The following is a 24,037-nucleotide window of genomic DNA, read 5'->3' on the forward strand; positions in this document are numbered from 1 at the left end:
GCCGTTACTCCGAGGTGAGTTCACTCCGTTCCGTTAACCGGCTCGCACCTTAGTGCCGGCTCTCTGCAATAACGGTATAGAATTAATACTCCTCATCATCGATCAACTATATATACTGATTGTTCATCAGTAATATTCCCCAACATTATATACAAAACTGTTGACTATAGTCAATGTTTTACCCTTTTTACACGGGCTTTCGTTTGATTAAATACGTCATAAAGTGTTGAATAACGACTTTTGCAGCTGCGAAGAACGGTACAGCAAGGATAAGTCCAATCATTCCCGCCAATTCCCCACCGACAAGAAGTGCAAAGATAATGAGCAGCGGATGCAAATGCAGCTTCTTCCCCACTACCTGAGGAGAAATAATATTACTCTCCACGATTTGGCACACAGTGTTCACCACTGCAACCAGTAGAACTAAACGAAACGAGACTGTCGAAGCCATCACAATGGCTGGCGCAGCCCCCAGAAAGGGACCCATATACGGAACAATATTGAACACCGCCACCACACTGGCGAACAATAAGGCATAAGGCATTCCGATGATAGCATAACCGATATAAGCAAGCACGCCTATGATAATGCAGACCAGAAACTGTCCACGAATGTAGTTGCCGAGTGCATCATCGATATCTTTTAACAAGGTAACAATAGACTTACGGCGTGCGCGGGGCAGACAAGAGACCACCGTTCGTTCAAACACGTCAAAATCCTTCAGAATATAGAACACTAGAAACGGCACGATAAAAGCATTGAACAGCACGTTAATCGTTGTTCCTATATTATCGAGAAAATTAGAAATCCCTTCTGCGAGACGATTCTCCAGTTGAAAAAACCAGTTGTTCATCCCCATCTCGACCCCGGGCGGTATGAGTCTTGAATTCATATGGCGCATCAGCCCTTGGGCTTGTAGCGTCATCTCTGGCAAGTGTTCATTTAACTCTTCAAGCTGCTCGATAAACATAGGGATAAGGTTGATAGCGATCACTGCAAGCGCCGTTAGAAACACTGCATATATAAGCAGAACAGCTACACTTCGCGGCATCTTCCGTCCTGCCAACATACTAACGACGGGATTCAGCACATAGGAAATAATCATAGCTGCCAGAAATGGAGCGAGGATTGCCTTTAAGAATACAAATATCCCCTGCAGCATCGGACGAAGCAACCAAACAAAATACAAAATGATCAGGGAGAGCAGCACTCCGATCATCCAGCGGAACCACTTACTTTGGGACCATTGCTCCATGAGTGTACCCTCCTGCGGCTATAGCCTGGACTAGCTTCGTAAATAAGTATATGTATGACCGCAGCAAAATAACCATCAAGCACACAAAATAACCCCACAAAGTGAGGCCTTTGCTTCGATGCTGATTCAGGTACTTTGCGGGGAGCCCCCAAAATAACCCCACAAAGTGAGGCCTTTGCTTCGATACTGATTCAGGTACTTTGCGGGGAGCCCCAAAAAAAGCGCCAATAACCCTGCAGCTGATTTCAGCTGAAAGGAAATTGACGCTTAAGTACATAGATCAGTCTCGCTTACAAAGCAAGATTCATAGTTATGACGATGCATGAATTTGCGGGAAATCCTGAGTCATATCATCCCCGGAGAACAGATCGTCTAGCGAACTGAGTGTGCCGTCTTCTTCAACCTGATAAACCGACATTTTCTCGCCGTTTACCGTCAATTCGATGAAACAGCCCCAGCAATAGAACTGGTGGGAACCGATCTTTCCGATATCTTTGGAGTTGCAGTTTGGACACTTCATATAATACATTCCACCTATCCGTTAACAATATTAATGGCTTTTTGTAGCCGTTCTTCGCTCATCGCAGGAACCATTAAAGCATTCTCACCAATGGACATCTCGTCAGAACAAGGCAGCCATTTGCGGCCTTCGATCAAATCAGTCACAAGCCCGTCACTGATTTCCAGCGCTCCTATTGTGTTTCCCAACTTTTGGTCAAAATAAACATCAGATATTCGTCCAAGTATAGTTCCAGTTGTAGTTAGTACTTTCAAATCCTTAAGTTTGTACTTTCCTAATAGAAAAGTACAAGGTATATGATCGGCATCTGTCTTATCAATCGACTCTTTACTACGAATCATGACAGCATCCTCGCCGTAGGCCACAATATCTTTCCATGCCACAAATTTCACATGGCCACCAAAAAAAGATTTGCTTTCCAGTTCAATACCCGTAATGTTCCAGTTTGAATCGAGTAGTATATCGACAATCTTGCCGATTGCATTCCCCTCTTCAACTTCATATACAGCCAAGCCGATCAGATCTTGAAGTCTCATGGCTGCCTCGGTCCCCTCACTTTGAGTGTACTTACGAGTTCTCAGAAAGCCAAAAGCCCGAATCGCCCCGATACAGATCGAAACCTAGAGTAACTAGTCTCATTTACGTAGCCGATTCAAAATGGTTTCAACTTTTCGAGCAACGTACTCGATTTCTTCAGTAGTATTACCCAAACCGATACTAAATCGAATCGCGGACTCTAAAATATTTTTGGGAAGTCCCATTGCTTTCAGAACATGAGATATTTCCAGTGATCCTGACGTGCAAGCCGACCCACTCGCAGCCGCAATTCCCTCCATATCCAGGTTCATCAACATAACATCTGTTCCAGCCACTGGGAAGCTCAAATTCAGAATACTAGGCAAAAAATGCTCAGGATTACCGTTAAGCGAATAACTCTCCCGCCCAATCAGAGTATCCAGTTCCTCGAGTAGTCTATTGCGCAGGAGCCTCACATTCTGTTGACGTTCTGAAAGACCCGTAACCGCTATTTCAACGGCTTTGGCAAATCCAGCAGCTCCGGCTAGATTCTCTGTTCCGGCACGTCTGCCACGCTCCTGAAGGCCGCCATGAAGTCTTGGATGTAGCGGTGCTCCACTTCGAACGTATAGCCCCCCTATCCCTTGAGGCCCATAGATCTTATGAGCGGTAAAGCTCATGTAATCTACTGGAAGCTCCCGTAATGTAATCGGAAGGGCACCAAGGGCTTGTACAGCATCTACATGGAACAGAATTCCCCGTTCTCTAGCGAGCAGACCAATCTCCTGAATGGGCTGAACGGTGCCTACTTCATTATTGGCATACATTACGCTGATCAACACCGTGTCTTCCTGCAACGCTGCCTCTACGTCTGTGACGGTTACCCTGCCCGTCGAATCCGCAGGAAGATAGGTTACTTTGAAACCTTCCTTCTCTAGCTCTTCGCAGGTATGTAACACTGCATGATGCTCGATCTGGGTGGTGATAATGTGTTTTCCTTTATGGGAAACTGCAGGTGCCGCTCCATAGAGCGCTAAATTGTCACTCTCTGTGCCGCCTCCAGTGAACACCCACTCTTCAGGTGCGCAGCCCAAAAAGGCGGCGATATTATCGCGCGCCTCATTCAATATTCTTTTAGCTGAACGCCCGAACTGATGTACACTAGACGCATTTCCGTATTGTTCTGTCATTATATTCAACATGACCTTAGCCACTTCGGGATGAACCGGGGTTGATGCGGCGTGGTCCAAATAGATGGATTTCATATTCATTTCTCCGCTTCTAGAGTATAGGAAACTAGTTCTTCTAAAAATATAAGAAGGTATAAGTTTCACGTTATACATTATCCTTATATTTCTCGCTTAAACGCTAACCGTCCTTATAAGGACGCCGAAGACGTTTATACTTGGAACTATTAAATTATACCGCGCGAGAAGTGAGTTTTCCACAAGCGAAAGAACACAATATTGTAATCATTTCCCTATGAAAGCTAGGATTATAATAGCCAATTCTCTTCAGAGGTTACCTTTATGCCATTTTTTCGAAGTAAAGCTGTAGTAACGCCATTTCCAGCTATTTTCTTCCCCTTGAATTCCCCATTATAAATCATGGCGCTGACGCATGAAGGACTGTTTTCTTTAAGCACTACCATCGTAGCTGAGACCTCTCGGGCTTTTGCAAGCGTGATATATGCACCCTCTAAATACATACCTGTAACATCTGTACCTGAACGATCCACTACTTTAGCCGTTCCTGCCAGCACATCCTCACCATTCCCACCGATGATTTCTGCTGGCTCTCTTGGCGTAGAGAAACCCCCTAGTAATTCCGGACACACTGCAATGGCTTTATTCTCATTCAAAAGGTTCTGGATCGTTTCGTCCAAACAATCCGTTCCATTATATCTTACCTTCATGCCAGCTAGACAAGAGCTTACCAGAATCACCAATGAGCACCTCTTTCTTCATTCATTCCGCTTCGTTTATAATAAAACGCAGGCAATCAATAGCCGTACAAGCTAAGAAATATTTCGAGCATAACATGCTGAATTTAAGCTGTAAACTGAGCGAACTTCAATCTACTGAATGGGGAGTGTAAATAATGTGCGGACGTTATACAATAACCGTCACTATGGAAGAGTTGATGGTCAGATATTTTGCGAATGATTCAACCATTGTCCACTACGCCCCAAAATATAACGCTGCACCCATGCAGCAAATTCCGGCAGTCATTAACACAGGTTCCAGCAATAAGCTTGGAGAACTGCGCTGGGGTCTGGTTCCTTCATGGGCCAAAGATGACAAAATCGGCAGTAAAATGATCAACGCCCGGGCAGAATCACTGCTAGAAAAGCCTTCTTTCAAGCGATTAGTAAGCTCACGACGCTGCATCCTCCCATCTGATGGATTCTACGAATGGAAGGTGCAGGGCAGCAACAAACAACCCATGCGAATCGTGATGCACGATGGGGGTATTTTCTCCATGGCCGGATTGTATGATATTCGGATGGACCCGGAAGGGAATAAACTAAGTACCTGCACTATTATAACTACTACTCCGAACGATCTTATGGCTGAAATTCATAACCGCATGCCGGTTATTTTGAAACCTGAGGATGAGGCAGAATGGCTGAGTCGGGATAATCAGGACGCGACCTCGCTAATGAAGCTTCTTAAACCGTATGATCAAAATCAAATGAGAGCCTATCCGGTTTCCACTGCAGTGGGAAATGTTCGCAATGATACGAAGGAATTAATTAAAGCTAAAGATAATGCAGTATAAAGTAGGCTTTATTAAATAAACCAAAAAAGGCATGGAGGGAGGAATAAAATAAATGGAGAATCTACAATTAAGATTGGAAGAACCATCAGACTATACAGCTGTTGAACAATTAACCAGAGAAGCCTTTGATCCGGATTATTACAGTAGATATGGTTTTGTTCCAGCCGAAACGTATAGCATTGGGAAAGCAGATAATATGTATGCCGTACCTCTGCAGGCTTACGAATTGTATAGCGGCGCTTAGGCGGATTCTAGGGGTCGTTTTTACGAAGATCATGTCTCGATATCAATCCTGCGTCCCATCAATTGATGATACATCTGTAGAAATCTGTCAGCATATGCCACTCACCATTCGTCCTGATCCTGGCCCACAGCATTGGATCATGCATTATTCCGATGTAGTCATTACATGATTGGCTGTCACATAATAAAAAAGTCTATTGCCTGTGATTTGGATTGGGCAATAGACTTTTTGGTGTGGGTAAGCTGAGATATAACCTTCTCAGAATCCCCTAGATATAGAACATATAGTTATCTTCCAAGCTCTCTTCTTTAAAATTAATCAAGTCATGAAGTGTTGTGGAATCCAGTACATCAGCAATGCTGTCGCGAATACGCAACCATAAATCGCGTTTTGCCGCATCGTCTTCTTCAGTGAAATCAACTGGAGAAATCGGACCCTCCAGTACACGAATGATGTCACCCGCTGTGATAGCACTGGCCTCACATGATAAAATGTATCCACCGTATGCACCACGAATACTTTTTACAAGTCCTGCGTTACGCAGAGGAGCAATTAGTTGCTCCAGATAATGCTCGGAAAGTCCATTTTTCTCAGCGATACTCTTAAGTGAGGTCGGTCCTTCACCAAATTTCAGTGCAAGCTCCATCATAATTGTTAGTCCGTAACGTCCTTTGGTTGATATTTTCAAAGGGGCACCTCTTTCGGTTTAGTTTCTAGTTATTGTATACTATTGATTTGGTAAGTCATGCGTTTGTCATATCAAGGTATTCCGATGATTACTCTTAGTTTATGTTATCATATTCGAAGTCACAAATGAAATGGCAAACGAAACATTTTGCAAGAATGTTCACCCCTGGTGGACATTTTTCTATTCTCTGCCTCTTATTTTAGGGTTTACAGTAGACAGGTATGTTATAATACATTTTGAGCCGGGTGTTCCATGAATGACCGGTATTTTGGGTACAGAAATGGTGATTACGATGACAAAAGCAAAACAAGACACCCGTGTCGTCGTCGGCATGTCCGGAGGGGTCGATTCCTCCGTCACGGCGCTTCTGCTCAAGCAGCAGGGCTATGACGTCATCGGCATCTTCATGAAAAATTGGGACGATACCGACGAATTCGGAGTATGTACGGCCGAAAGCGATGCGGAGGATGTTCGCCGCGTATGCGAGCAGATTGATATTCCTTACTATACCGTTAATTTCGAGAAGGAATACTTCGACAAAGTATTTTCTTATTTTCTCGATGAATATAAGGCAGGCCGGACGCCTAATCCAGACGTCATGTGCAACCGAGAGATCAAGTTCGGAGAGTTCCTGAACAAAGCCCTTCAGCTTGGCGCCGATTATGTGGCGACTGGACATTATGCACGTGTTATAGAAGAAGATGGTGTGTACAAGCTGCTCCGCGGTGTAGACAACAATAAAGACCAGACCTATTTCTTGAACGCGCTGGGGCAGTATCAACTCTCTAAAGCAATGTTCCCGATTGGTCATCTTCCGAAACCGGAAGTACGGAGAATTGCCGAAGAAGCTGGACTCTATACTGCCAAGAAAAAAGACAGCACAGGTGTCTGCTTCATCGGTGAACGGAACTTCCGTGAATTCCTTAGTCAGTATCTCCCTGCACAATCGGGTGATATGGTAGATATAGCAACTGGAGAAATCAAAGGCCGCCACGATGGACTTATGTACTATACATTGGGTCAGCGCCAAGGCCTTGGCATTGGTGGCTCCGGTAACGGCGAACCTTGGTTTGTAGCCGAGAAAGACCTTAGCCGCAACATTCTTTATGTAGTTCAAGGAGACAAACATCACAGCCTGTACTCCACTAGTCTGATTGCCTCCGGTGTAAACTGGATTAACGGGCAAGAGCTAGGTCATGAGCCGCTAAAATGCACCGCCAAATTCCGGTATCGCCAGCCTGATCAGGGCGTAACCCTTACCGCACGGGAAGACGGAACGATAAACGTAGATTTTGATGTTCCTCAAAAAGCGATTACGCCTGGCCAAGCCGTTGTCTTCTATCTCGGCGAACAATGTCTCGGTGGCGGCACAATCGAATATGCCGAAAAGGTTGTTCCTTCAGCGCAAGCTTAAGTGTATTCTATAACTCACAACATCAACCCTAACATACGAAAACCTAAGAAATAGCTGTATTTGATACAGCTCAGGCTGTCGAGAAAGTCTCGACAGCCTTCTTTATGTCTTAATAATTTTACACGACACCGCGTTAATGTTGTATAATATAGGTAACTATTTATAGAACGGATGGTGATTTGTATGTTGCGTTCCAACCGAGAAAAACAACAAGCGTACGAGTTTGTCTCTATCGAAGATTTAGTTCCTCAAGATCATTTGCTACGAAAAGTAGATAAGTATATTGATTTTTCCTTTATCGATGAAAAAGTTAGGCCGTTGTACTGCGCAGATAACGGACGTCCTGCTGTTGATCCAGTTATCTTATTTAAGATGATTTTTCTTGGATACTTTTACGGCATTCGTTCCGAACGTCAATTGGAGCGAGAGATCCAAACCAATTTGGCGTACCGCTGGTTTTTAGGACTGGGATTAACCGACAAGGTTCCAGACCATACGACTATTAGTTGGAACCGGCGAACCCGATTTAAAGATACGAACATTTTTCAGGACATTTTCGATGAGATTGTTCTTCAGGCTATTTCGCACCGGATGGTCGGTGGACGGGTTCTCGTGACCGACTCAACCCATGTAAAAGCAAATGCGAATAAACACCAGTACACCAAACAACAAGTACTGCAGAACACCAAAGATTACGTGAATGAACTCAACGCTGCTGTGGCCGAAGACCGGAAAGAGCATGGAAAAAAGCCCTGAAACCAAGAGAGGAAGTGAACGAGGAGAAAGAGATTAAAGTGAGCAAGACCGACCCAGATAGTGGATATATGATCCGGGATGGCAAACCGGAGGGCTTCTTTTATCTAGATCACCGTACCGTAGATACCAAATACAATCTCATTACCGATGTACATGTAACGCCCGGCAATGTTCATGATTCCGTGCCATATTTGTCGCGTTTAGACCGTCAGCAAGAACGTTTTGGATTTAAGATTGAAGCCGTTGCGCTCGATTCAGGTTACTTAACCACACCGATTTGTCGAGGATTACAAAGCCGAAAGATTTTTGCGGTGATTGCACACCGGAGATTTCATCCCAAGCAAGGATTGTTTCCGAAATGGAAGTTCACCTTTGATGCCGAGCGAAATTTGTATGTTTGTCCAGCCAGTCATGAACTGAATTACCGGACCACAGACCGAAAGGGTTACCGGCAGTATGCTTCTGATCCGGACCATTGTAAGAGTTGCCCATTGCTGGACCAATGCACTCAGTCCCGAAATCACCGAAAGGTGGTGACCCGGCACGTCTGGGAGGACAGCAAGGAATGGGTGCGGAATAACCGACTCAGTAAGTCGGGCAAGCAACTGTACCGCAAACGAAAAGAGACGATTGAGCGAAGCTTCGCGGATGCTAAAGAGCTCCATGGGTTTCGCTATTGCCGGTTGCGCGGACTTCCGAATGTCAGAGAACAGGCACTGATGACGGCAGCCGTGCAGAACATGAAGAAGATGGCGATCCACCTGGATCGCCTGGAACAGAGGGGGTAACCCCCGCCCTTTTCCGATTCTACTTATGCCAGAACCTAAAAAGAAACCCGCGGTCGTAAAATGACCTGGGTTTCTCGACACTCTGAGCTGTATTTGATACAGCTATTTCTTGTTTTCAGAATCCCTTTTCGATTTAGTTGTATGATGTACAGTTAAAATCATCCAACATCCCTTTTTCGTCTTCACATCCCAAAAATAGATGTATGAAATGCAGTTATATTACATTATCAACCCTAAAATGAGGTTTTAGTTGTATGAAATACAACTAACTGACCTCGAAGCGAATAATAGCCAAGAGAGCGATTCAAATAGAAACAAAAAAACAGCAGTTCAGAAATCTCTCCCTGAACTGCTATTCTGTATACTACTGTTTGTTTTAATCTAACTCCCTCTATTTCTACTTATTGAGCTACCGCAGCTTTATCCGCAGAAACTGCAATGTCATTATAGTAAAGCCCAGTTCCATCACCAATTCCAAAGTTCAGAACACGGTTGTTAACCGGAACTAGTATTGCACGATATAGCGTTGGGAATACTGGTATTTCGTTAACCATGAACTGTTGCCATTCTTTATAGATCTCTTTACGTTTATCTACATCAAAAGCAGCCTCGGAGATCCCTTCGGATAACAAACGATCATTTTCTGCACTTGAGTAACGAGGGAAGTTGTAGATAGCATCTTTGCCATATAGACCTCTTGGGTCAACGTCAATGCCTACACTCCAAGCGCCTTGGTACACATCAACGGAAGGATCATCCTCACCATTTTGACCTATGCGATCATAGAAGGTATTAAACTCTACCATTTCCAAAGTTACATTCAGACCAATTGCTTTCCAGGATTGTACATAATATTGAGCCAGCGGTTCAGCAATGTCCGAACCTGTCATCGAGATGAAATTAATCTTCAGTTCGCTACCATCTGGATTCGTTCTGAATTCACCGTTAAGCTTATAACCAGAATCATCCAAGATTTTCTTAGCTGCTTCTGGATCAAAAGCTACACCCGGATTGGTAGTATCATGAAACTCTGGATGGGATGGTGGAATCAAGGTAGTCGCATTCCAGCGAAGTCCCTTATAGAACTTTTTACCAACTGTATCATTATCTACGGCAGCCCACATTGCTTTACGTAGATTCACATCCGCCATTTTAGCTTTAGGATCGGGAGCAACAATCTTTTTCTCAGCATCCCATTTGCCGAGCTTAAATCCAATATACGTATACGCACGGTCAACAGCACCGAGATACTGGACATTTGACATTTTTGCATTATCAGGGAATTGATCAATAGGGAAGGCATCCACCAAGTCAACTCCACCAGACTTCAGTTCTTGTACAACAGTTGTTGGGTTGACAACCTTCAGAATTACTTTATCCAATTTAGGGGCTCCACGCCAGTAATCCTCATTCTTAACGAACACTACAGATTCACCAGGAACAATGCTTTCCACTTTAAAAGCGCCGAAGCCAATCGGCTTTTGACGTACTTCCGGTGAAGAGGAGATTTTCGCAACATCCATACCGCCAAAGATATGTTTGGCTAACGGATAAATCCATATCCCACCTGTTAACAGAGAAGGTGTTGATTTTAGGTAAGTAATTTGAAGTTTCTTATCACCCAGCACCTTAATTCCAGAAATGGTCTTGGCCTTACCGGAGTGGTACTCATCCATACCTTCAATATTAGTAAAGTCAGAACCGTAACGCGGTCCATCATATTTCGGATTACCAATGACTTCATGCGCGAACAACCAGTCTTCTGCCGTTACTGGCTTGCCATCCTGCCAGTTCACATTGTCGCGAATCGTAAACGTAAAGGTACGTCCATCTTCTGCAACTTCATAAGTAGCCGCACCATCATTCGTATATACATAGTCTTTGTCCCAAGTTAACAAACCTTCATCAAACCAATTTAGGACTTGGGAATCCGGATCTCCGGAATAGAAGTTCCAGTTTAAAGTACCTTCAAATGGACTATCGGAAACAAGTCCAAAAGTAATTGTACCGCCATTAATAGCTTCACCTTGATTAGTCTTAACATTACTGAAATCTTTAATGTTATAAAGTCCGTCTTCTGCTTCAGGCGCTGCCGTTGCTTCTGCGGTTGCCGCAGGTGCACTGGCACTAGGGGCAGCTGTTGATTCAGCCGCTCCGTTGTTGTTCTTGGAGCCACAGGCTGCAAGGGCAAACAACATTACAAACATTAATGAAACCAGTAGTGCCTTTGAACGATTTCTCATTTAATCAATTCCTCCCTTATTATCCTTTTCTTTGTCTTGCGTCGGTCGCACGTTTGAGCGCTTGACCCACATTATTTATACTCAACATCAGTACCAGAATCAGCAGTGATGCGGGTAACCAGATCCACCATCTGAACTCAAGCGTTTGCGGATTTCTTGCATAGCTGACCAGCGTACCTAAGCTAGGAGTACTTTCTGGAAAACCAAAACCTAGAAAGGATAGACCTGATTCCAATCCAATATTGGCTGCCAAATGCAAAGTCATCGTAACGATAATGACTGAGCTTAGGTTCGGAAGAACTTGAGTAAACATAATTTTAAGATTGGAGGAACCTAATGTCTTGGATGCCTGAACGTAATCCAGTTCCTTCTCTTGTAACGTTTTGGAACGAATTAACCTGGCAATCCCCATCCATAGAAAAGCAGTCATAATAAAGGAGAAGGTTAACGTATTGTATTTAGGAACTGCACTCACAAAAGCTATAACAATCATTATAAAAGGTAAAATCATGAAGAAATCTACAACTCGCATCGAAATATTATCTATCGTTCCCCCAAAGTATCCAGAGAACAAACCTACTAGAATACCGATGATTCCCGTAAAAAAAGTAACCATAAAAGCAATCGACATGGAATTTCGTGTGCCTATAATTAATTGACCGAATACATCCCGTCCTCCATAATCGGTCCCCAGCCAGTGTACAGCCGAAGGCTTCTCATACAGTGCGAACAAGTCAACCGTAACAATTTCTTTTTGATCCAAAAATAAAGAAATCCCATAAACGGCGGCAATAATCGCAAATAGGAAAATCAGTGATACCAAAGCCAGTTTATCCCGCACAATCTCTCGCCAAACAATTTTGAAGCCTGATGGACTTTTATCTGTTTCCTGCAGCAGAGCTATCTCTGCGCTTGTCTTTGCCATTTCATTCACCTCAAAGTGTTCATCTTCTTATTTAATCCGGATACGAGGATCTACGATACTTAAGATAATGTCTGATAACAACGATCCAACGATGGCAGCAACCCCATACAGAAGAACTAGAGCCGTTACTACGCTGAAATCCCGGATCGTTATCGAGCTGAGAAACAGCATACCCATACCCGGATAGCTGAAGATACTTTCAACGAACACCGTACCACCGATGAGCCCAGTAATCTCATATCCGAAAAATGCAGCTATCGGCAGTAAGGAATTTCGCAAAATATGGCGATTGTATACACGCGATTCTGAAGCGCCTTTGGCTCTTGCCGTGAGGATGAAGTCCTTTTGTTTCGTATCAATGATCTCATTCCGTAAATATTGTACTGTCCCCACCGTTGCAATCAGTGCCATAGATAACGCGGGCAGTAGCAGATGGTATAATTTACTCCAGAAATGGCTTAGCGTACCCGGAACTTCTCCAGGACTGACGCTGCCGCTAGTAGGAAACCAATGGAGGTGAAAACCGAAGACCCATACCATTAAAAGGGCGAAAATAAACAATGGTGCGGCAAAGCCAATATAGGTGTATCCAGTAATCAGGCGGTCCAGCCATGAATCGTTATAACGACCGCTAGTAATACCAAGTGGAATAGCAATAAGGTATGTGAGGATCAGCGTGACAATCGCCAGCCAAAGTGTATTCATCAGGCGTTGACCAATAAGCTCTGATACAGGCATTTTGAAACGGAAAGACTGACCAAAATCCCCTTGTAACGCTTTAGTGATCCAGTCCCAGTACTGTATGTACCACGGGTCATTTAAGCCAAGCTTTTCTCTCATCGCTTCGATTGCCGCAGGATCAACATTCGGATCAAGCATTCCTGATAACGCATCTCCCGGCATCGCCTTCGCCATAAGAAAAACAAGAATACTTAACAGAAATATTTGAGGAATCATAATAAGAATTCTACGAACGATTATCTTCCACATATTCTCAACCTTTCTCAGGCAAGGCTACCAGATGAGTCTCGGAAATTGATTTTAATGGATAAGGCATGCCTTCTTCATCAAAATAATTCCGGTGCGCTTGTTCATATTCCAACCTTACTGATTTTCTAAACTCCGTCTGCTTTTCTCTCTGTTTCGGATCAATATCAGGAATCGCAGCAATAAGACGTTTAGTATAAATATGCCGAGGATTGTCAAAAATATCTTTAGCAGTTCCTTGCTCCACATGACGTCCTTTATACATAATTCCAATGTGATCACACATATGTCTGATGATCCCGAGATCATGACTGATAAAAAGAAACGTAAGATTCAGTTCTTTTTGAATATCTTGCATAAAATTCAGCACCTGTGCCTGTACAGAGACATCCAGTGCCGAGACAGGCTCATCCGCGATAATCAACTTCGGTTTGAGTGCAATGGCTCTTGCTATTCCGATCCGCTGCCGCTGACCGCCAGAAAATTCATGCGGATATTTCAGGATGTTCTCAGGACTTAATCCAACCTGTAAAAGCAATTCCTGCACGCGGCGTTTTTCTTCCCTAGGAGACATTTTTTCGAAGTTACGTAAGGGTTCAGCAATAATATCCAACACACGTTTCTTAGGATTTAAGGAAGAGTACGGGTCCTGAAAGATCATCTGAATGTCTTTGCGGACATTTCTTTGCTTACGTACACCTTTTAAAGCCAAATCTTGTCCTTCAAAAATCACACTGCCGCTAGTAATAGAATTGAGACCTATGATCGCTCGGCCTGTAGTCGTCTTACCCGATCCAGATTCACCTACCAGTCCGTAGGTTTGCCCAGCTTCAATGGTAAAACTAACATTGTCTACGGCCTTGACCTCACCAACTTCTTTTCGGAAAATACCTCCGTGGATCGGAAAATGAACCTTTAAATCTTTAACCTCAAGAAGTCCCATTGTGGCTTGCCTCCTCGTTAGTATCAGGGAAATGGAAATTGTAATGACAGGTGCAGCGAACGAAATGTCCAGGTGCAACTTCATGCAACTGTGGATTCTCCTCATGCTCCCATTCAGGAATCCAAGGTGTTCGCGCCGAGAAACGACATCCCTTACGCGGAAGATTCTGTAGTGGTGGAACAATTCCCTGAATCACATGAAGTCTGGATTTCGCTTCTTTAACAGTTGGAATGGAGTTCATTAAGGATCTTGTGTACGGATGTTTCGGATTAGAAGTTAACGTATAAATATCTGCGATTTCTACGATTTGCCCAGCGTACATTACCGCAACCCGGTCAGCCATTTCGCTCACAACCCCTAGATCATGAGTGATTAGGATAATGCCTGCTTCCATATCGTTTTTTAATCTTTTAATAAGTTCAAGGATTTGTAATTGGATAGTCACATCTAGTGCCGTAGTCGGCTCATCGGCGATCAAAAGCTTGGGGCCATTAGCAATCGCAATAGCAATTACAACCCTCTGCCTCATTCCACCAGATAGTTCGTGGGGGTACTGTTGATATGTATGTTCGGGACGGGAGATTCCAACCTTGGTCAAAAGATCAATGACCTTCTCTTTCCTCTGTTTCTTCGAAAGCTTGGAATCATGTAGGATGAGTACTTCTTCAATCTGTGAACCGATGATCATTAGCGGATTTAAAGCGGATAAAGGGTCTTGAAAAATCATCGACATCTCTTTCCCCCGTAGGCTGTTTAATGCGGCCGGAGACATATTAACGATGTCCTGTCCCTTGTAATTAATATGCCCGTCTATTTTGGCTCTGGTGTGCAATCCCATGATCGAAAAGGCGAGCGCACTTTTTCCTGAACCGGACTCTCCAACAATAGCAAGAATCTCATTTTTGCGAACGGATAGGGTAACATCATCTACTGCAGCATAATAATCATCTGCGATCCTGAACGATGTCGACAAATTCTTGATTTCTAGTAATTCTTCGCTCAAATTAATCCCCCTAACAGCATTAATTTCAAAATTCGCATAGTGAAATATTATGTAAATTTTGATATAAATAAAATTCATTTTCATGAAACATATCAAAACATTTACTGTTATGATTATTAACACCATTAAGGATACTATAAGTACTTCCATCGGATATAAAAATTGTTTTCCCGTAACTTTGTAGTTCATTTTAATTAACTTATGGTAAATTATCAATCTTTTCCTATAAAAAATTTTCAATCGATGTGATCAAAAGTAACGCAGACAACAAAAAAACGGCTCTAGGCCGCCTTTTTTCGGAATAAATAATTTTGCATGTCACATTAAATTTATTTGCTTTTTAGCATGAAAATGGAAGGTATTACAGTCAATAGTGGGTTACTGTTCTCGTCGGAGTCGTTGGTTGTGACGAATCTTAATTTCATTTCCTTGCTCGGTTGCTTGATAAAAGATACGCTGAGAAATCTCTTTAGGCAGATACTCCTGTTTCACATAATGTCCCGGAAAATTGTGCGGATATTGATACCCTTCATGCCCTAGCGCAGTAGCACCTTTATAATGGGTATCTCGTAAATGCAATGGTACGTCAGCGGATTTAATCTCATCCATACTCGCCATTGCATTTGAAATAGCAGTATAGACGGCATTAGACTTCGGACTCTCCACCGCAAAAAGGATCGCTTGGGCAATATTAAGCTTCGCCTCTGGCCAGCCATTATTCCGATAGGCTTCAAGTGCACTTACCGCTTGGACCATGGCCTGAGGATTCGCCAGTCCAATATCTTCACTGCTGGCCGCAATCAGACGACGAATAAAAGTCATCGGGTCCATCCCAAGCTTCTCTACCGCATATAGAAACCAGAACAACGCGGCGTCACTAGAGCCACGAATGCTTTTGTGAAAAGCAGATAGTACATCATACTGCGTCGATTCATCTGCCTTCACAATGGGGCGCCGAATCGACTCTTCTGCCACCTCTAGCGTAATATGCACACTCCCATCCGCCTCCGGAGCAGTAGTTAACGCAGCTAGTTCCAGAGCATTTAATGCCCGCCGAATATCTCCGTTGGCCATGGTAGCGATATGCAGCAACGCCTCTTCATCGACCTGAAGCTCCATGAATCCAAGCCCTCTATCCTTGTCTGCTAAAGCCCTGCGCATCGCGATCAGACTGTGTTCACTCGTTAGCGCCTCCAGCTGAAACAAGGTAGAACGACTCATAAGCGCTCCGTTAACGTAATGGAACGGATTCTCTGTAGTTGCGCCAATAAATGTAATGGTTCCTTTTTCTACCGCTGGCAATAGTGCATCCTGACGTGAACTGTTAAAACGATGTACCTCGTCCAGAAAAAGAATGGTCTTAGAGCCGTACAGTGTTTTATTATTTTGAGCTCGTTCAATGACCTCCCGCACATCCTTCACGGAAGCTTCCACCGCATTCAGGCGTACGAATTCACCTTGCGTGTGATGAGAAATAATATGAGCCAACGTTGTTTTGCCACATCCAGGAGGACCATAGAGCAAAATCGAAGAGACCTGGTCTGCCTCAATCGCTCTTCTTAGCAGCTTCCCCCGCCCAATGATATGTTCTTGACCAATATATTCATCAAGATTCTCCGGTCTCATTCGGTCGGCAAGCAGCCGCCCGCTCCCAGTGTCCTCTCCCATAGAAAATAAATCCATTACTCCACTTCCTTGCTATATTCTTGTAAAAGCACAATGTACATCTCTCTTTATCATACCATAGACTTATTTTTCGTAAAAAATAAAAGAGCATGATCTCGTCTTAAAAAGGCGGGAGCCATGCTCTTTTTTCAAATTGTACGCTAGCAATTTATTGCCAGCCGCATTTTTGATATGATTTTTCGAATGCTTTCTTCCGACAGATGATACTTCTTCTGAAGCTCTGCTACGGAATCGCCTTTTCGATGACAACTGAAAATTTCCTCATTGCGGTCTGCAATCTCTTTCCTCGAACCGCTGTTCTCGCCCCATCTAACCCGCTCTTCCGTTTTCTTCGGGATGTAGAGCAGTTCACCTTGGATGTATCCCTGAAGCTCTTCGAGCAAGCCAGGGGGGAGCACATCCTTCCCATTTACATAACTCAACTTGCATTTCCTCCTTCAACAGGTGTGTCCCTATGCGTCCGTCAACTACTGACAAAGTAATTTCCACGTCACCTGCCTCCTTTCTCTCCTCATATTTGGAAAAATCCGTAATTTCATTATATAAAAACCTTTTGGTAGCGTCTACATTCTAATTCACATTTCGTTATCCTGATGGATAATCGGTACATATATCTCTCATGTTTTGAAATAAGGAGGCCTTACGGCCTCCTCGCTTTAAGCGGGTTTCCGTCTTAGACGGAAACCACCTCGTATACTGAAATCATCTCAATCAGCCTCCTTCCAGAAGTGTTCTTGCCCGGCCGGACACTTATTATTAAGCCATACCCGTAGGGGGAGTTACAAGTTCAAAAACAGTTATAACCGTTCTCCACCACTCTTAAGCCCCTACAGAATCGCTTTCAGCCGTTGTTTGCACATAGGAAGGCAATGTCCCATTATGGAGCAACCAAAGCTCGTGGAGTGCTCGTGTACAGCCTACATACATCAGCTTCGCATCCCATGCTGTCGCCCCGTAATGGTCTTGATCGGCATCCGCTAAGATCACCGCATCAAATTCCAAACCTTTAGATAAATACACGGGTAGCACCGACAGCCCACCTTGATATTGCGTCATGCTGCCATCAATCAGATGAATATCTTCAAAATGCTGGGCGAGTTCAGTGTACAGCTCTGTGGCTTCACGTAGGCTTCGTGTTAGTACAGCCACCGTACGGTATTCCCTTCCGGACAGGGACTTCAGCGCCGATTGTAAGGCGTTCAAACGAGCATTTCCTGCGGCTTCCTGCTCTCCGAACCCTTCCTCGTAGGCGATCATCCGAACAGAGTCACCGCTACGAAAGACAGGAACGGCTAGCAACGAACTTTCTACACCAGAAGATAGAATTCCATTAGCGAAGTCTATAATTTCCATGGTAGAACGATAGCTGCGTGTCAGCGCATGATAAGCCGTATTCTCAGGAGCAAACAAGGTTTGCATCTCTTCCCATGCATGAACGCCTTTATAAGCATGTATACCCTGCGACAGATCGCCTAGAATTGTAAAGGAATGTCCTCGCACGTATAAATCCAGCACAGCAATTTGGAAGGGTGAGAAATCCTGAGCTTCATCAATCACCACATGGTCAAAACGAGTGCTTCCTTCGTTCCCATTCAAAAGATAATGGATATACAGCAGAGGCGGTAAATCCTCTTCGCGTATGATCCCTTTTTTCAGCTCTTTTGCCGTTTCTTTCAGCACAGAAGTCGGAATATTCTCTGGTGGATTCACCGGCCAATCTTCCGGGACTTTAGCCGCACGGAAGATTTGCTTGTAAATCGTCAGCGGGTCATACTTAGGCCATTTTGCACTGTACGCCTTCTCTCGCTGCGCGCCTTTTTTCTTGCGATCTTTCAAAGCAGCAGCTGAAGGACTCTTCTTCAGTTCCATCTCAATCCAGCGATGAATCCGTGCCATTACACGTTCCTTACGCTTAGCTGGCGGATAAGGAGCGTACTCCTCATTATGCCAGCGCAAGATCATGGAGCGGCGCAGTACAGCACCTTCCCATGGGATAAAATCACCCTCAGGTACCGAGCTGCTTTCCAATAGCTTGATGCTGGACTCTATTATTCCCATCAACACCGTAGAACCCTTGAAGCGTCCAGGTGTCTCTTCTGTAATCACAGGCATGCCGCCCGGAGTTTCGAACCAATGGTTCATCGTCTCCGTAGCATCTTGCTCTGGAAGCTCCAGACCTAGTACATTTGCTGCCCAATCCGGGAAAGTGCTCTGGGCAATATTTCCTACACCCAGTTCAGGCAGTACATCCGAAATATAATCCAGAAACATTCGGTTCGGTGCAAAAATAATCATTTTTTCTGCTGAGACCTGATCTTTGTATTGATACAGCAGAAAGGCTAATCGGTGTAGTGCAACTGTAGTCTTACCACTTCCCGCTACGCCCTGAATGATCAATGCTGTATTTTTGGCGGCACGGATAATCTTGTCCTGTTCCTCCTGAATGGTCGATACGATATCGCGGAGACGATTATCTTTGTTCTCACCCAGGCGATAGACGAGAAACTCATCTGACACCACAGGTGCGTCACTCTCCCGGTTGTACGTATCTGCGACCCGCTCCAGAATCTGCTTCCGTATCACCACGTTGCGCTTGAGGTATACCAGTCCTTCTATCAGCCCCTCAGGAGCTTCATAGGAGGCAGGCTCCGTACCACCGGTAAACGAATAGAACAGGCTTGCTACCGGTGCGCGCCAGTCGATGACTAGCGGACGGTCGCTTACCTGCTCGCGGTCTACGCCGATTTTGCCTATATAGAGTGCCTTCCGCTGCTTCTCATCATTGCCCTGAAAATCAAGCCGTCCGAAATAAGGCTCCTGCCGAAGCTTGGCAAGATCTTTGCGCTTCTGATCACGGTTCGCTTCTAACACCTGTTCCGTATAATCATGTCCCGTGTACACCGGAGTCTGGTTAAGTTTCTCCAGTAAGGTGTCAATCTCAGCAAGCGCTTGATTCAGCCTGTCTTCTTCCTCTTGATAGGCACTTTGAAAGTTGTCTTCCAATTTCAGTTACCTCCTAAAAGTTTATCGAGCTTAAATTTTCATTCTCCTCATCCCTCTTCTCACACAAAAAGGATACCCATTGTAGCACAATCAGCGTTTAAATACCAAATATTTCAAGCCAATCAACACTATAGCACAGCTTGCAAAATAAAGTTGGCCACAAACAAGCCCGCAATCCCATACAGCGCAGGAGGTACTTCCTTACCCTTGCCCACCGCAAGCTTCACGATCGGATAGGTGATGAAGCCAAAAGCCATACCGTCCACGATGCTATAAGTGAATGGAATCATAACCATGATAAGAAAAGAAGGAAAGAGCTCTGTCAAATCGCTCAAGTCCATTTCGCGCACATTCTGTACCATAAGCCCACCGATTACAATCAATATCGGAGCGATAGCACTGTCTGGAATGTAGGAGAGCAGAGGGAGGAACAAGAATGTCGCCCCGAACAGAAGCCCTGCCACGAGTGAGGTCAGTCCCGAACGTCCACCTGCAGCAATGCCTGCATTGGATTCCGCAGCGGCTACTACAGGACTGCTTCCGAAGAGACCTGCAGCAATATTGGCAATAGAGAGCGCCCGTAAGCTACTCTTGAAGCGCTCAGGGCGCCCTGCCATCATGGTCTGTGAGGCGACTAGCCCAATATTTTCAAATACAACGATTAAGAGCAGTAAGAAAACAGCAATCCAGAACACAAGGCTTACTATGCCGCTCCAGTCCATTCCCAGAAATAAGCTTCCATAACCCGTAAATACATGCCCTGATGCCTGCTTCTCTGGCGCGTGAGCCGCTCCCAGCAAGTAGGCTAGACCTGTACCAACCAGCATACTGATAAGCAAACCACCGTTGGTTCCCCGGATAAACAGCACTAAAGCGAGTAACAAGGTTACACAGGAAGTGATAACTGCTGGATCACTAAAATGTCCTATAGCAACAAAAGTGGTCTGATGTGCAATCACAATCCCGCTTTTTTGCAGTCCTATAAAGGTCAGAAAAAGCCCTATCCCGACTGTAATGGCATGCTGTAGGTTTTGAGGAATCGCCTCACTTAGAATACGATAGAGCGATGTGAAGGCCACGATAGCGAATAACACACCGGTTATTACGACTACAGTAAGCGCCTCTCTCCAACCCAAATTCATAGAATGTACAAGTGTGTATGTGAAAAATGCGTTTATCCCCATCCCTGGTACCACGATGATCGGCGTCTTCCCACCGAAGGCCATCAGTAGACAGCCTGTAATGGCAGTCAATAGTGTAGCCACCATTGCTGGTCTAAGCGGCATACCCGCGTCATGAAGAATGGTCGCATTCACCATCACAATATATACTGAAGCAAAATACGAGAGGATCCCTGCAGCCCATTCCCGTTTCCAATCATTCTCAGGCGCAAGCCCTACACTATTTCGCCAAAAATTCGATTTCATGTACAATAACCTCCACTGATATTAAGTTCCGCAGGCGGATATTACCCGGATAATAAGGCTTATAATCAGCGGCTCATCCCGGTTTAGCTATTATGCCTATTTGTGGTCTGCATCTTGCAGACCCGCCTGTTAACCACAACAAAAGGGCGTAAGCACTGGATTCCAGCTGCTCGCCCTTTTGTCCATTTTATTACTAATATCGCTATAATTGAAACAGCTTCAGCTCAGCGGTTCACTTACACGCTGACGCCTCCAGCCTCAAGCAAATCACGCACGGCAACACTGACCATGATCAGGCCTGCTACCGGCGGAACGAAGGCGTTACTAGCTGGTGGTTGTTTCGCTTTACGTCGATCCGGCGCATTCTCCGGAACGATCTTATCTGTAACATCCTGACGTGGCTTCATTGGCGGCTCCGTAGAGAAAACCACCTTCACGCCTTTCTTAATTCCTTCCTTACGCAGCTTCTGACGAATGACACGCGCAATAGGGTCATAAGTTGTCTTGGAAATGTCAGCTACCTGGAATCGTGTAGGATCCATTTTATTGGCAGCGCCCATACTAGAGATCATTGGAATTCCACGGGATAGACATTCTTTGATTAAGTGAACCTTATAAATAATCGTATCCGAAGCATCAATCACATAATCAGGTTTTAATTTGAACAATTCCTCATAGGTTTCTTCCGTATAGAACATGTTGAGTGCAATCGCTTCGCATTCCGGATTGATCAGCTTCACACGGTCTACCATCAGTTCAGCCTTCTTCTGCCCAACCGTTGTGGTGAGTGCATGAATCTGCCGATTCACATTGGTGATGTCTACAGTATCCTTATCTATGAGAATAAGTCTGCCGATGCCGGTACGCGCCAAAGCCTCAACAGCCATACCGCCAACACCGCCGATGCCTAGCACCGCTACCGTGCTGTTCTTCATTATCTCCAGACCTTCCGGTCCGATCGCCAGTTCCGTACGTGAGAACTGATGCAGCATGAGGTACAGCCTCCTTCAAAAGCTTTGGTGAAGCAGAAATCTGCCTCGCCCGCTTCGATTTGTTAGTTATTCTTTTTCTTTCTTCGGTTTAAGAGCCAGCTTAATGTGCAGTTGCTCCAATTGTGAACCGTCTACTGGCGAAGGTGCATCCATAAGTAGATCTGTTGCACTTGCTGTTTTCGGGAACGCGATGGTTTCGCGCAGATTCGTACGACCGGACAGCAGCATCACTAGACGGTCTAAACCGAAGGCGATACCACCGTGTGGAGGTGTACCATATTCGAACGCATCCATCAGGTAGCCAAATTTCTCGTAAGCAACCTCTTTCGTAAATCCAAGAGCTTCGAACATTTTCTCCTGTACTTCGCGTTTGTATATCCGCATGGAGCCCCCGCCTACTTCGTAACCGTTCAAAACAATGTCATAAGCTTGTGCACGGATCGCACCTGGATCTGTGTCAAATAGATGCAGATCCTCTTCACGTGGACGAGTGAACGGATGGTGTTCTGCCACATAACGTTTCTGATCTTCGTCATATCCAAGTAGTGGGAAGTCTGTAACCCAAGCGAACTTGAACACGTTATCGTCAATCAGACCGAGTTGACGTCCAATTTTGACACGTAGAGCGCCTAGAACGTCTGCTACAACCTTTTTATTATCAGCAGAGAAAAGGAGAAGGTCGCCTTCTTCAGCGCCTGTACGTTCCTTCACAGCGGCAATTTCTTCTTCGGAGAAGAATTTCACAATCGGTCCTTTGAATTCGCCGTCTTTCACTTGAATCCAAGCCAAACCTTTCGCGCCATAACGAGCGGCAAAAGGTCCGAGGTCATCGATTTCTTTACGAGTCCAAGTACCACAGCCTTTAGCATTTAGACATTTCACTTCTCCGCCTTTTTCGATCACGGAAGCGAATACCTTCACACCACTAGTTGCAACAATATCGTTCATTTCTACAAGCTCTAATCCAAAACGTAGATCAGGTTTGTCAGAACCGTATTTGCCCATAGCCTCAGCATAAGTCAAACGTTGGAATGGAAGCTGGATATCTGCTCCTACAGTTTCCTTGAACAGACGTTGCATCAGCTTCTCCATCATACCAAGCAGTTCATCTTGTGAGAGGAATGAAGTCTCGATGTCCACTTGAGTGAATTCAGGCTGACGGTCAGCACGTAAATCTTCATCACGGAAACAACGAGCGACTTGGTAATAGCGCTCAACGCCGCCCACCATCAACAATTGCTTATAGATTTGTGGAGATTGTGGCAATGCGAAGAATTCGCCTTCATGCACACGGCTTGGCACCAGATAATCACGCGCGCCTTCAGGTGAGCTCTTAGTAAGGATCGGTGTCTCAACATCGATGAATCCTTCACCGTCAAGGAAATCGCGGAAAATCTTAGAAGCTTTCGAACGAAGCAACAAGGTTCTTTGCATTTCCGGACGACGAAGATCCAAATAGCGATATTTGAGACGCAGAGATTCGTCTACTTCCACACCATCTTCGATGAAGAATGGAGGTGTCTTAGCTGCGTTCAACACTTCAATTTCTGTAATTTGCACTTCAATTTCACCTGTTGGCAGGTTGCGGTTAATGGTTTCAGCATCACGTTTAACCACTTTACCTTTAACAGCCAGAACGTATTCACTACGAACCTTATCGGCAATTTGTAATGCTTCGCCAGAGTAGTCTGGGTTAAATACAACTTGCACAATTCCGCTTCTGTCACGCAGATCAATAAATAGTACGCCCCCAAGGTCTCGACGAGTCTGCACCCATCCGTTCAAGGTTACCGTCTGTCCAATATGTTCTGGTGTTATTTGTCCACAATGATGACTTCTTTGCATAATTTATCATTCCCCTTCATG

22 protein-coding genes are annotated in these 24,037 nt (G+C 44.8%); 5 read left to right on the plus strand and 17 right to left on the minus strand.

The window, feature by feature from the left end; all coding sequences use genetic code 11:
- Positions 1-187 precede the first annotated feature (187 nt).
- The 5 genes from MHH52_RS22735 to MHH52_RS22755 form a co-directional block, all read right to left on the minus strand.
- Positions 188-1,255 carry an AI-2E family transporter gene (locus MHH52_RS22735; protein ID WP_340004554.1) on the minus strand — a complete coding sequence of 356 codons (1,068 nt, stop codon included), beginning with the start codon at positions 1,253-1,255 and terminating at the stop codon, positions 188-190.
- A gap of 310 nt (positions 1,256-1,565) precedes the next feature.
- Positions 1,566-1,775, minus strand: coding sequence for a hypothetical protein (locus MHH52_RS22740; RefSeq protein WP_036677557.1), 210 nt, complete (start codon positions 1,773-1,775; stop codon positions 1,566-1,568).
- 14 nt (positions 1,776-1,789) lie between these two features.
- Positions 1,790-2,311 (minus strand): PRC-barrel domain-containing protein, encoded by a 522-nt coding sequence (locus MHH52_RS22745; RefSeq protein ID WP_340004555.1) that lies wholly within the window; start codon positions 2,309-2,311, stop codon positions 1,790-1,792.
- A gap of 99 nt (positions 2,312-2,410) precedes the next feature.
- Entirely contained in the window at positions 2,411-3,556 is a 1,146-nt protein-coding gene (locus MHH52_RS22750) for a cysteine desulfurase family protein (protein WP_340004556.1), read from the minus strand.
- Positions 3,557-3,786: 230 nt separating this feature from the next.
- Positions 3,787-4,236: a DUF523 domain-containing protein gene (locus MHH52_RS22755; protein ID WP_340004557.1), complete on the minus strand. Its 450-nt coding sequence runs from the start codon at positions 4,234-4,236 to the stop codon at positions 3,787-3,789.
- 155 nt (positions 4,237-4,391) lie between these two features.
- On the opposite strand from MHH52_RS22755, the gene MHH52_RS22760 reads away from it, so the two are divergent.
- From MHH52_RS22760 to MHH52_RS22770, 3 genes are read left to right on the plus strand one after another with little or no spacing between them, the layout of a single operon-like run.
- The gene (locus MHH52_RS22760; protein WP_340004558.1) at positions 4,392-5,072 is read left to right on the plus strand and encodes an SOS response-associated peptidase; all 681 of its coding nucleotides are present in this window, start codon (positions 4,392-4,394) and stop codon (positions 5,070-5,072) included.
- A gap of 52 nt (positions 5,073-5,124) precedes the next feature.
- Positions 5,125-5,316, plus strand: a complete 192-nt coding sequence (locus MHH52_RS22765) for a hypothetical protein (protein WP_340004559.1) — start codon at positions 5,125-5,127, stop codon at positions 5,314-5,316.
- Between the two features lie 31 nt (positions 5,317-5,347).
- Positions 5,348-5,485 carry a hypothetical protein gene (locus tag MHH52_RS22770; protein ID WP_340004560.1) on the plus strand — a complete coding sequence of 46 codons (138 nt, stop codon included), beginning with the start codon at positions 5,348-5,350 and terminating at the stop codon, positions 5,483-5,485.
- Between the two features lie 99 nt (positions 5,486-5,584).
- Here the strand turns inward: MHH52_RS22770 and MHH52_RS22775 are convergent, their stop codons facing one another.
- A complete protein-coding gene (locus MHH52_RS22775; RefSeq protein ID WP_340004561.1) occupies positions 5,585-6,004 on the minus strand; it encodes an Rrf2 family transcriptional regulator in 420 nt (139 codons plus the stop codon).
- A gap of 292 nt (positions 6,005-6,296) precedes the next feature.
- Here MHH52_RS22775 and mnmA point away from each other — a divergent pair, with 292 nt between their 5' ends.
- Together mnmA and MHH52_RS22785 are read left to right on the plus strand one after the other, a co-directional pair.
- Positions 6,297-7,418: a tRNA 2-thiouridine(34) synthase MnmA gene (gene mnmA, locus MHH52_RS22780; protein WP_340009778.1), complete on the plus strand. Its 1,122-nt coding sequence runs from the start codon at positions 6,297-6,299 to the stop codon at positions 7,416-7,418.
- Between the two features lie 183 nt (positions 7,419-7,601).
- Positions 7,602-8,962, plus strand: a protein-coding gene (locus MHH52_RS22785; protein WP_340003511.1) for an IS1182 family transposase whose coding sequence is annotated in 2 segments (ribosomal slippage) — positions 7,602-8,172 and positions 8,172-8,962 — 1,362 coding nt in all. Because the reading frame shifts where the segments join, the coding sequence is not laid out codon by codon here.
- Between the two features lie 401 nt (positions 8,963-9,363).
- On the opposite strand, the gene MHH52_RS22790 is transcribed toward MHH52_RS22785, so the two are convergent.
- The 11 genes from MHH52_RS22790 to aspS all read right to left on the minus strand — a co-directional run bounded on the left by MHH52_RS22790 (position 9,364) and on the right by aspS (position 24,016).
- Positions 9,364-11,205, minus strand: a complete 1,842-nt coding sequence (locus MHH52_RS22790) for an oligopeptide ABC transporter substrate-binding protein (RefSeq protein ID WP_340004562.1) — start codon at positions 11,203-11,205, stop codon at positions 9,364-9,366.
- A gap of 19 nt (positions 11,206-11,224) precedes the next feature.
- Positions 11,225-12,130 (minus strand): ABC transporter permease, encoded by a 906-nt coding sequence (locus tag MHH52_RS22795; RefSeq protein ID WP_340004563.1) that lies wholly within the window; start codon positions 12,128-12,130, stop codon positions 11,225-11,227.
- Positions 12,131-12,157: 27 nt separating this feature from the next.
- Positions 12,158-13,120, minus strand: a complete 963-nt coding sequence (gene opp4B, locus MHH52_RS22800; protein ID WP_340004564.1) for an oligopeptide ABC transporter permease — start codon at positions 13,118-13,120, stop codon at positions 12,158-12,160.
- 4 nt (positions 13,121-13,124) lie between these two features.
- Positions 13,125-14,060, minus strand: coding sequence for an ATP-binding cassette domain-containing protein (locus MHH52_RS22805; protein WP_340004565.1), 936 nt, complete (start codon positions 14,058-14,060; stop codon positions 13,125-13,127).
- Entirely contained in the window at positions 14,047-15,063 is a 1,017-nt protein-coding gene (locus tag MHH52_RS22810; RefSeq protein ID WP_313640140.1) for an ABC transporter ATP-binding protein, read from the minus strand. The genes MHH52_RS22805 and MHH52_RS22810 overlap by 14 nt, the downstream gene beginning before the upstream one ends.
- A gap of 378 nt (positions 15,064-15,441) precedes the next feature.
- Positions 15,442-16,746 (minus strand): replication-associated recombination protein A, encoded by a 1,305-nt coding sequence (locus MHH52_RS22815; RefSeq protein WP_340004566.1) that lies wholly within the window; start codon positions 16,744-16,746, stop codon positions 15,442-15,444.
- Between the two features lie 143 nt (positions 16,747-16,889).
- A complete protein-coding gene (locus MHH52_RS22820; RefSeq protein ID WP_340004567.1) occupies positions 16,890-17,171 on the minus strand; it encodes a CD3324 family protein in 282 nt (93 codons plus the stop codon).
- 397 nt (positions 17,172-17,568) lie between these two features.
- Complete coding sequence (locus MHH52_RS22825; RefSeq protein ID WP_340004568.1) at positions 17,569-19,752, minus strand: UvrD-helicase domain-containing protein; 2,184 nt, start codon at positions 19,750-19,752, stop codon at positions 17,569-17,571.
- Between the two features lie 128 nt (positions 19,753-19,880).
- Complete coding sequence (locus MHH52_RS22830; RefSeq protein ID WP_340004569.1) at positions 19,881-21,179, minus strand: NCS2 family permease; 1,299 nt, start codon at positions 21,177-21,179, stop codon at positions 19,881-19,883.
- 236 nt (positions 21,180-21,415) lie between these two features.
- Complete coding sequence (locus MHH52_RS22835) at positions 21,416-22,171, minus strand: tRNA threonylcarbamoyladenosine dehydratase (protein ID WP_340004570.1); 756 nt, start codon at positions 22,169-22,171, stop codon at positions 21,416-21,418.
- Between the two features lie 66 nt (positions 22,172-22,237).
- Positions 22,238-24,016 carry an aspartate--tRNA ligase gene (gene aspS, locus MHH52_RS22840; protein WP_340004572.1) on the minus strand — a complete coding sequence of 593 codons (1,779 nt, stop codon included), beginning with the start codon at positions 24,014-24,016 and terminating at the stop codon, positions 22,238-22,240.
- Positions 24,017-24,037: the final 21 nt, after the last annotated feature.

The organism is Paenibacillus sp. FSL K6-0276 (genome assembly GCF_037977235.1).
In the GTDB taxonomy this organism is placed as follows: domain Bacteria; phylum Bacillota; class Bacilli; order Paenibacillales; family Paenibacillaceae; genus Paenibacillus_AQ.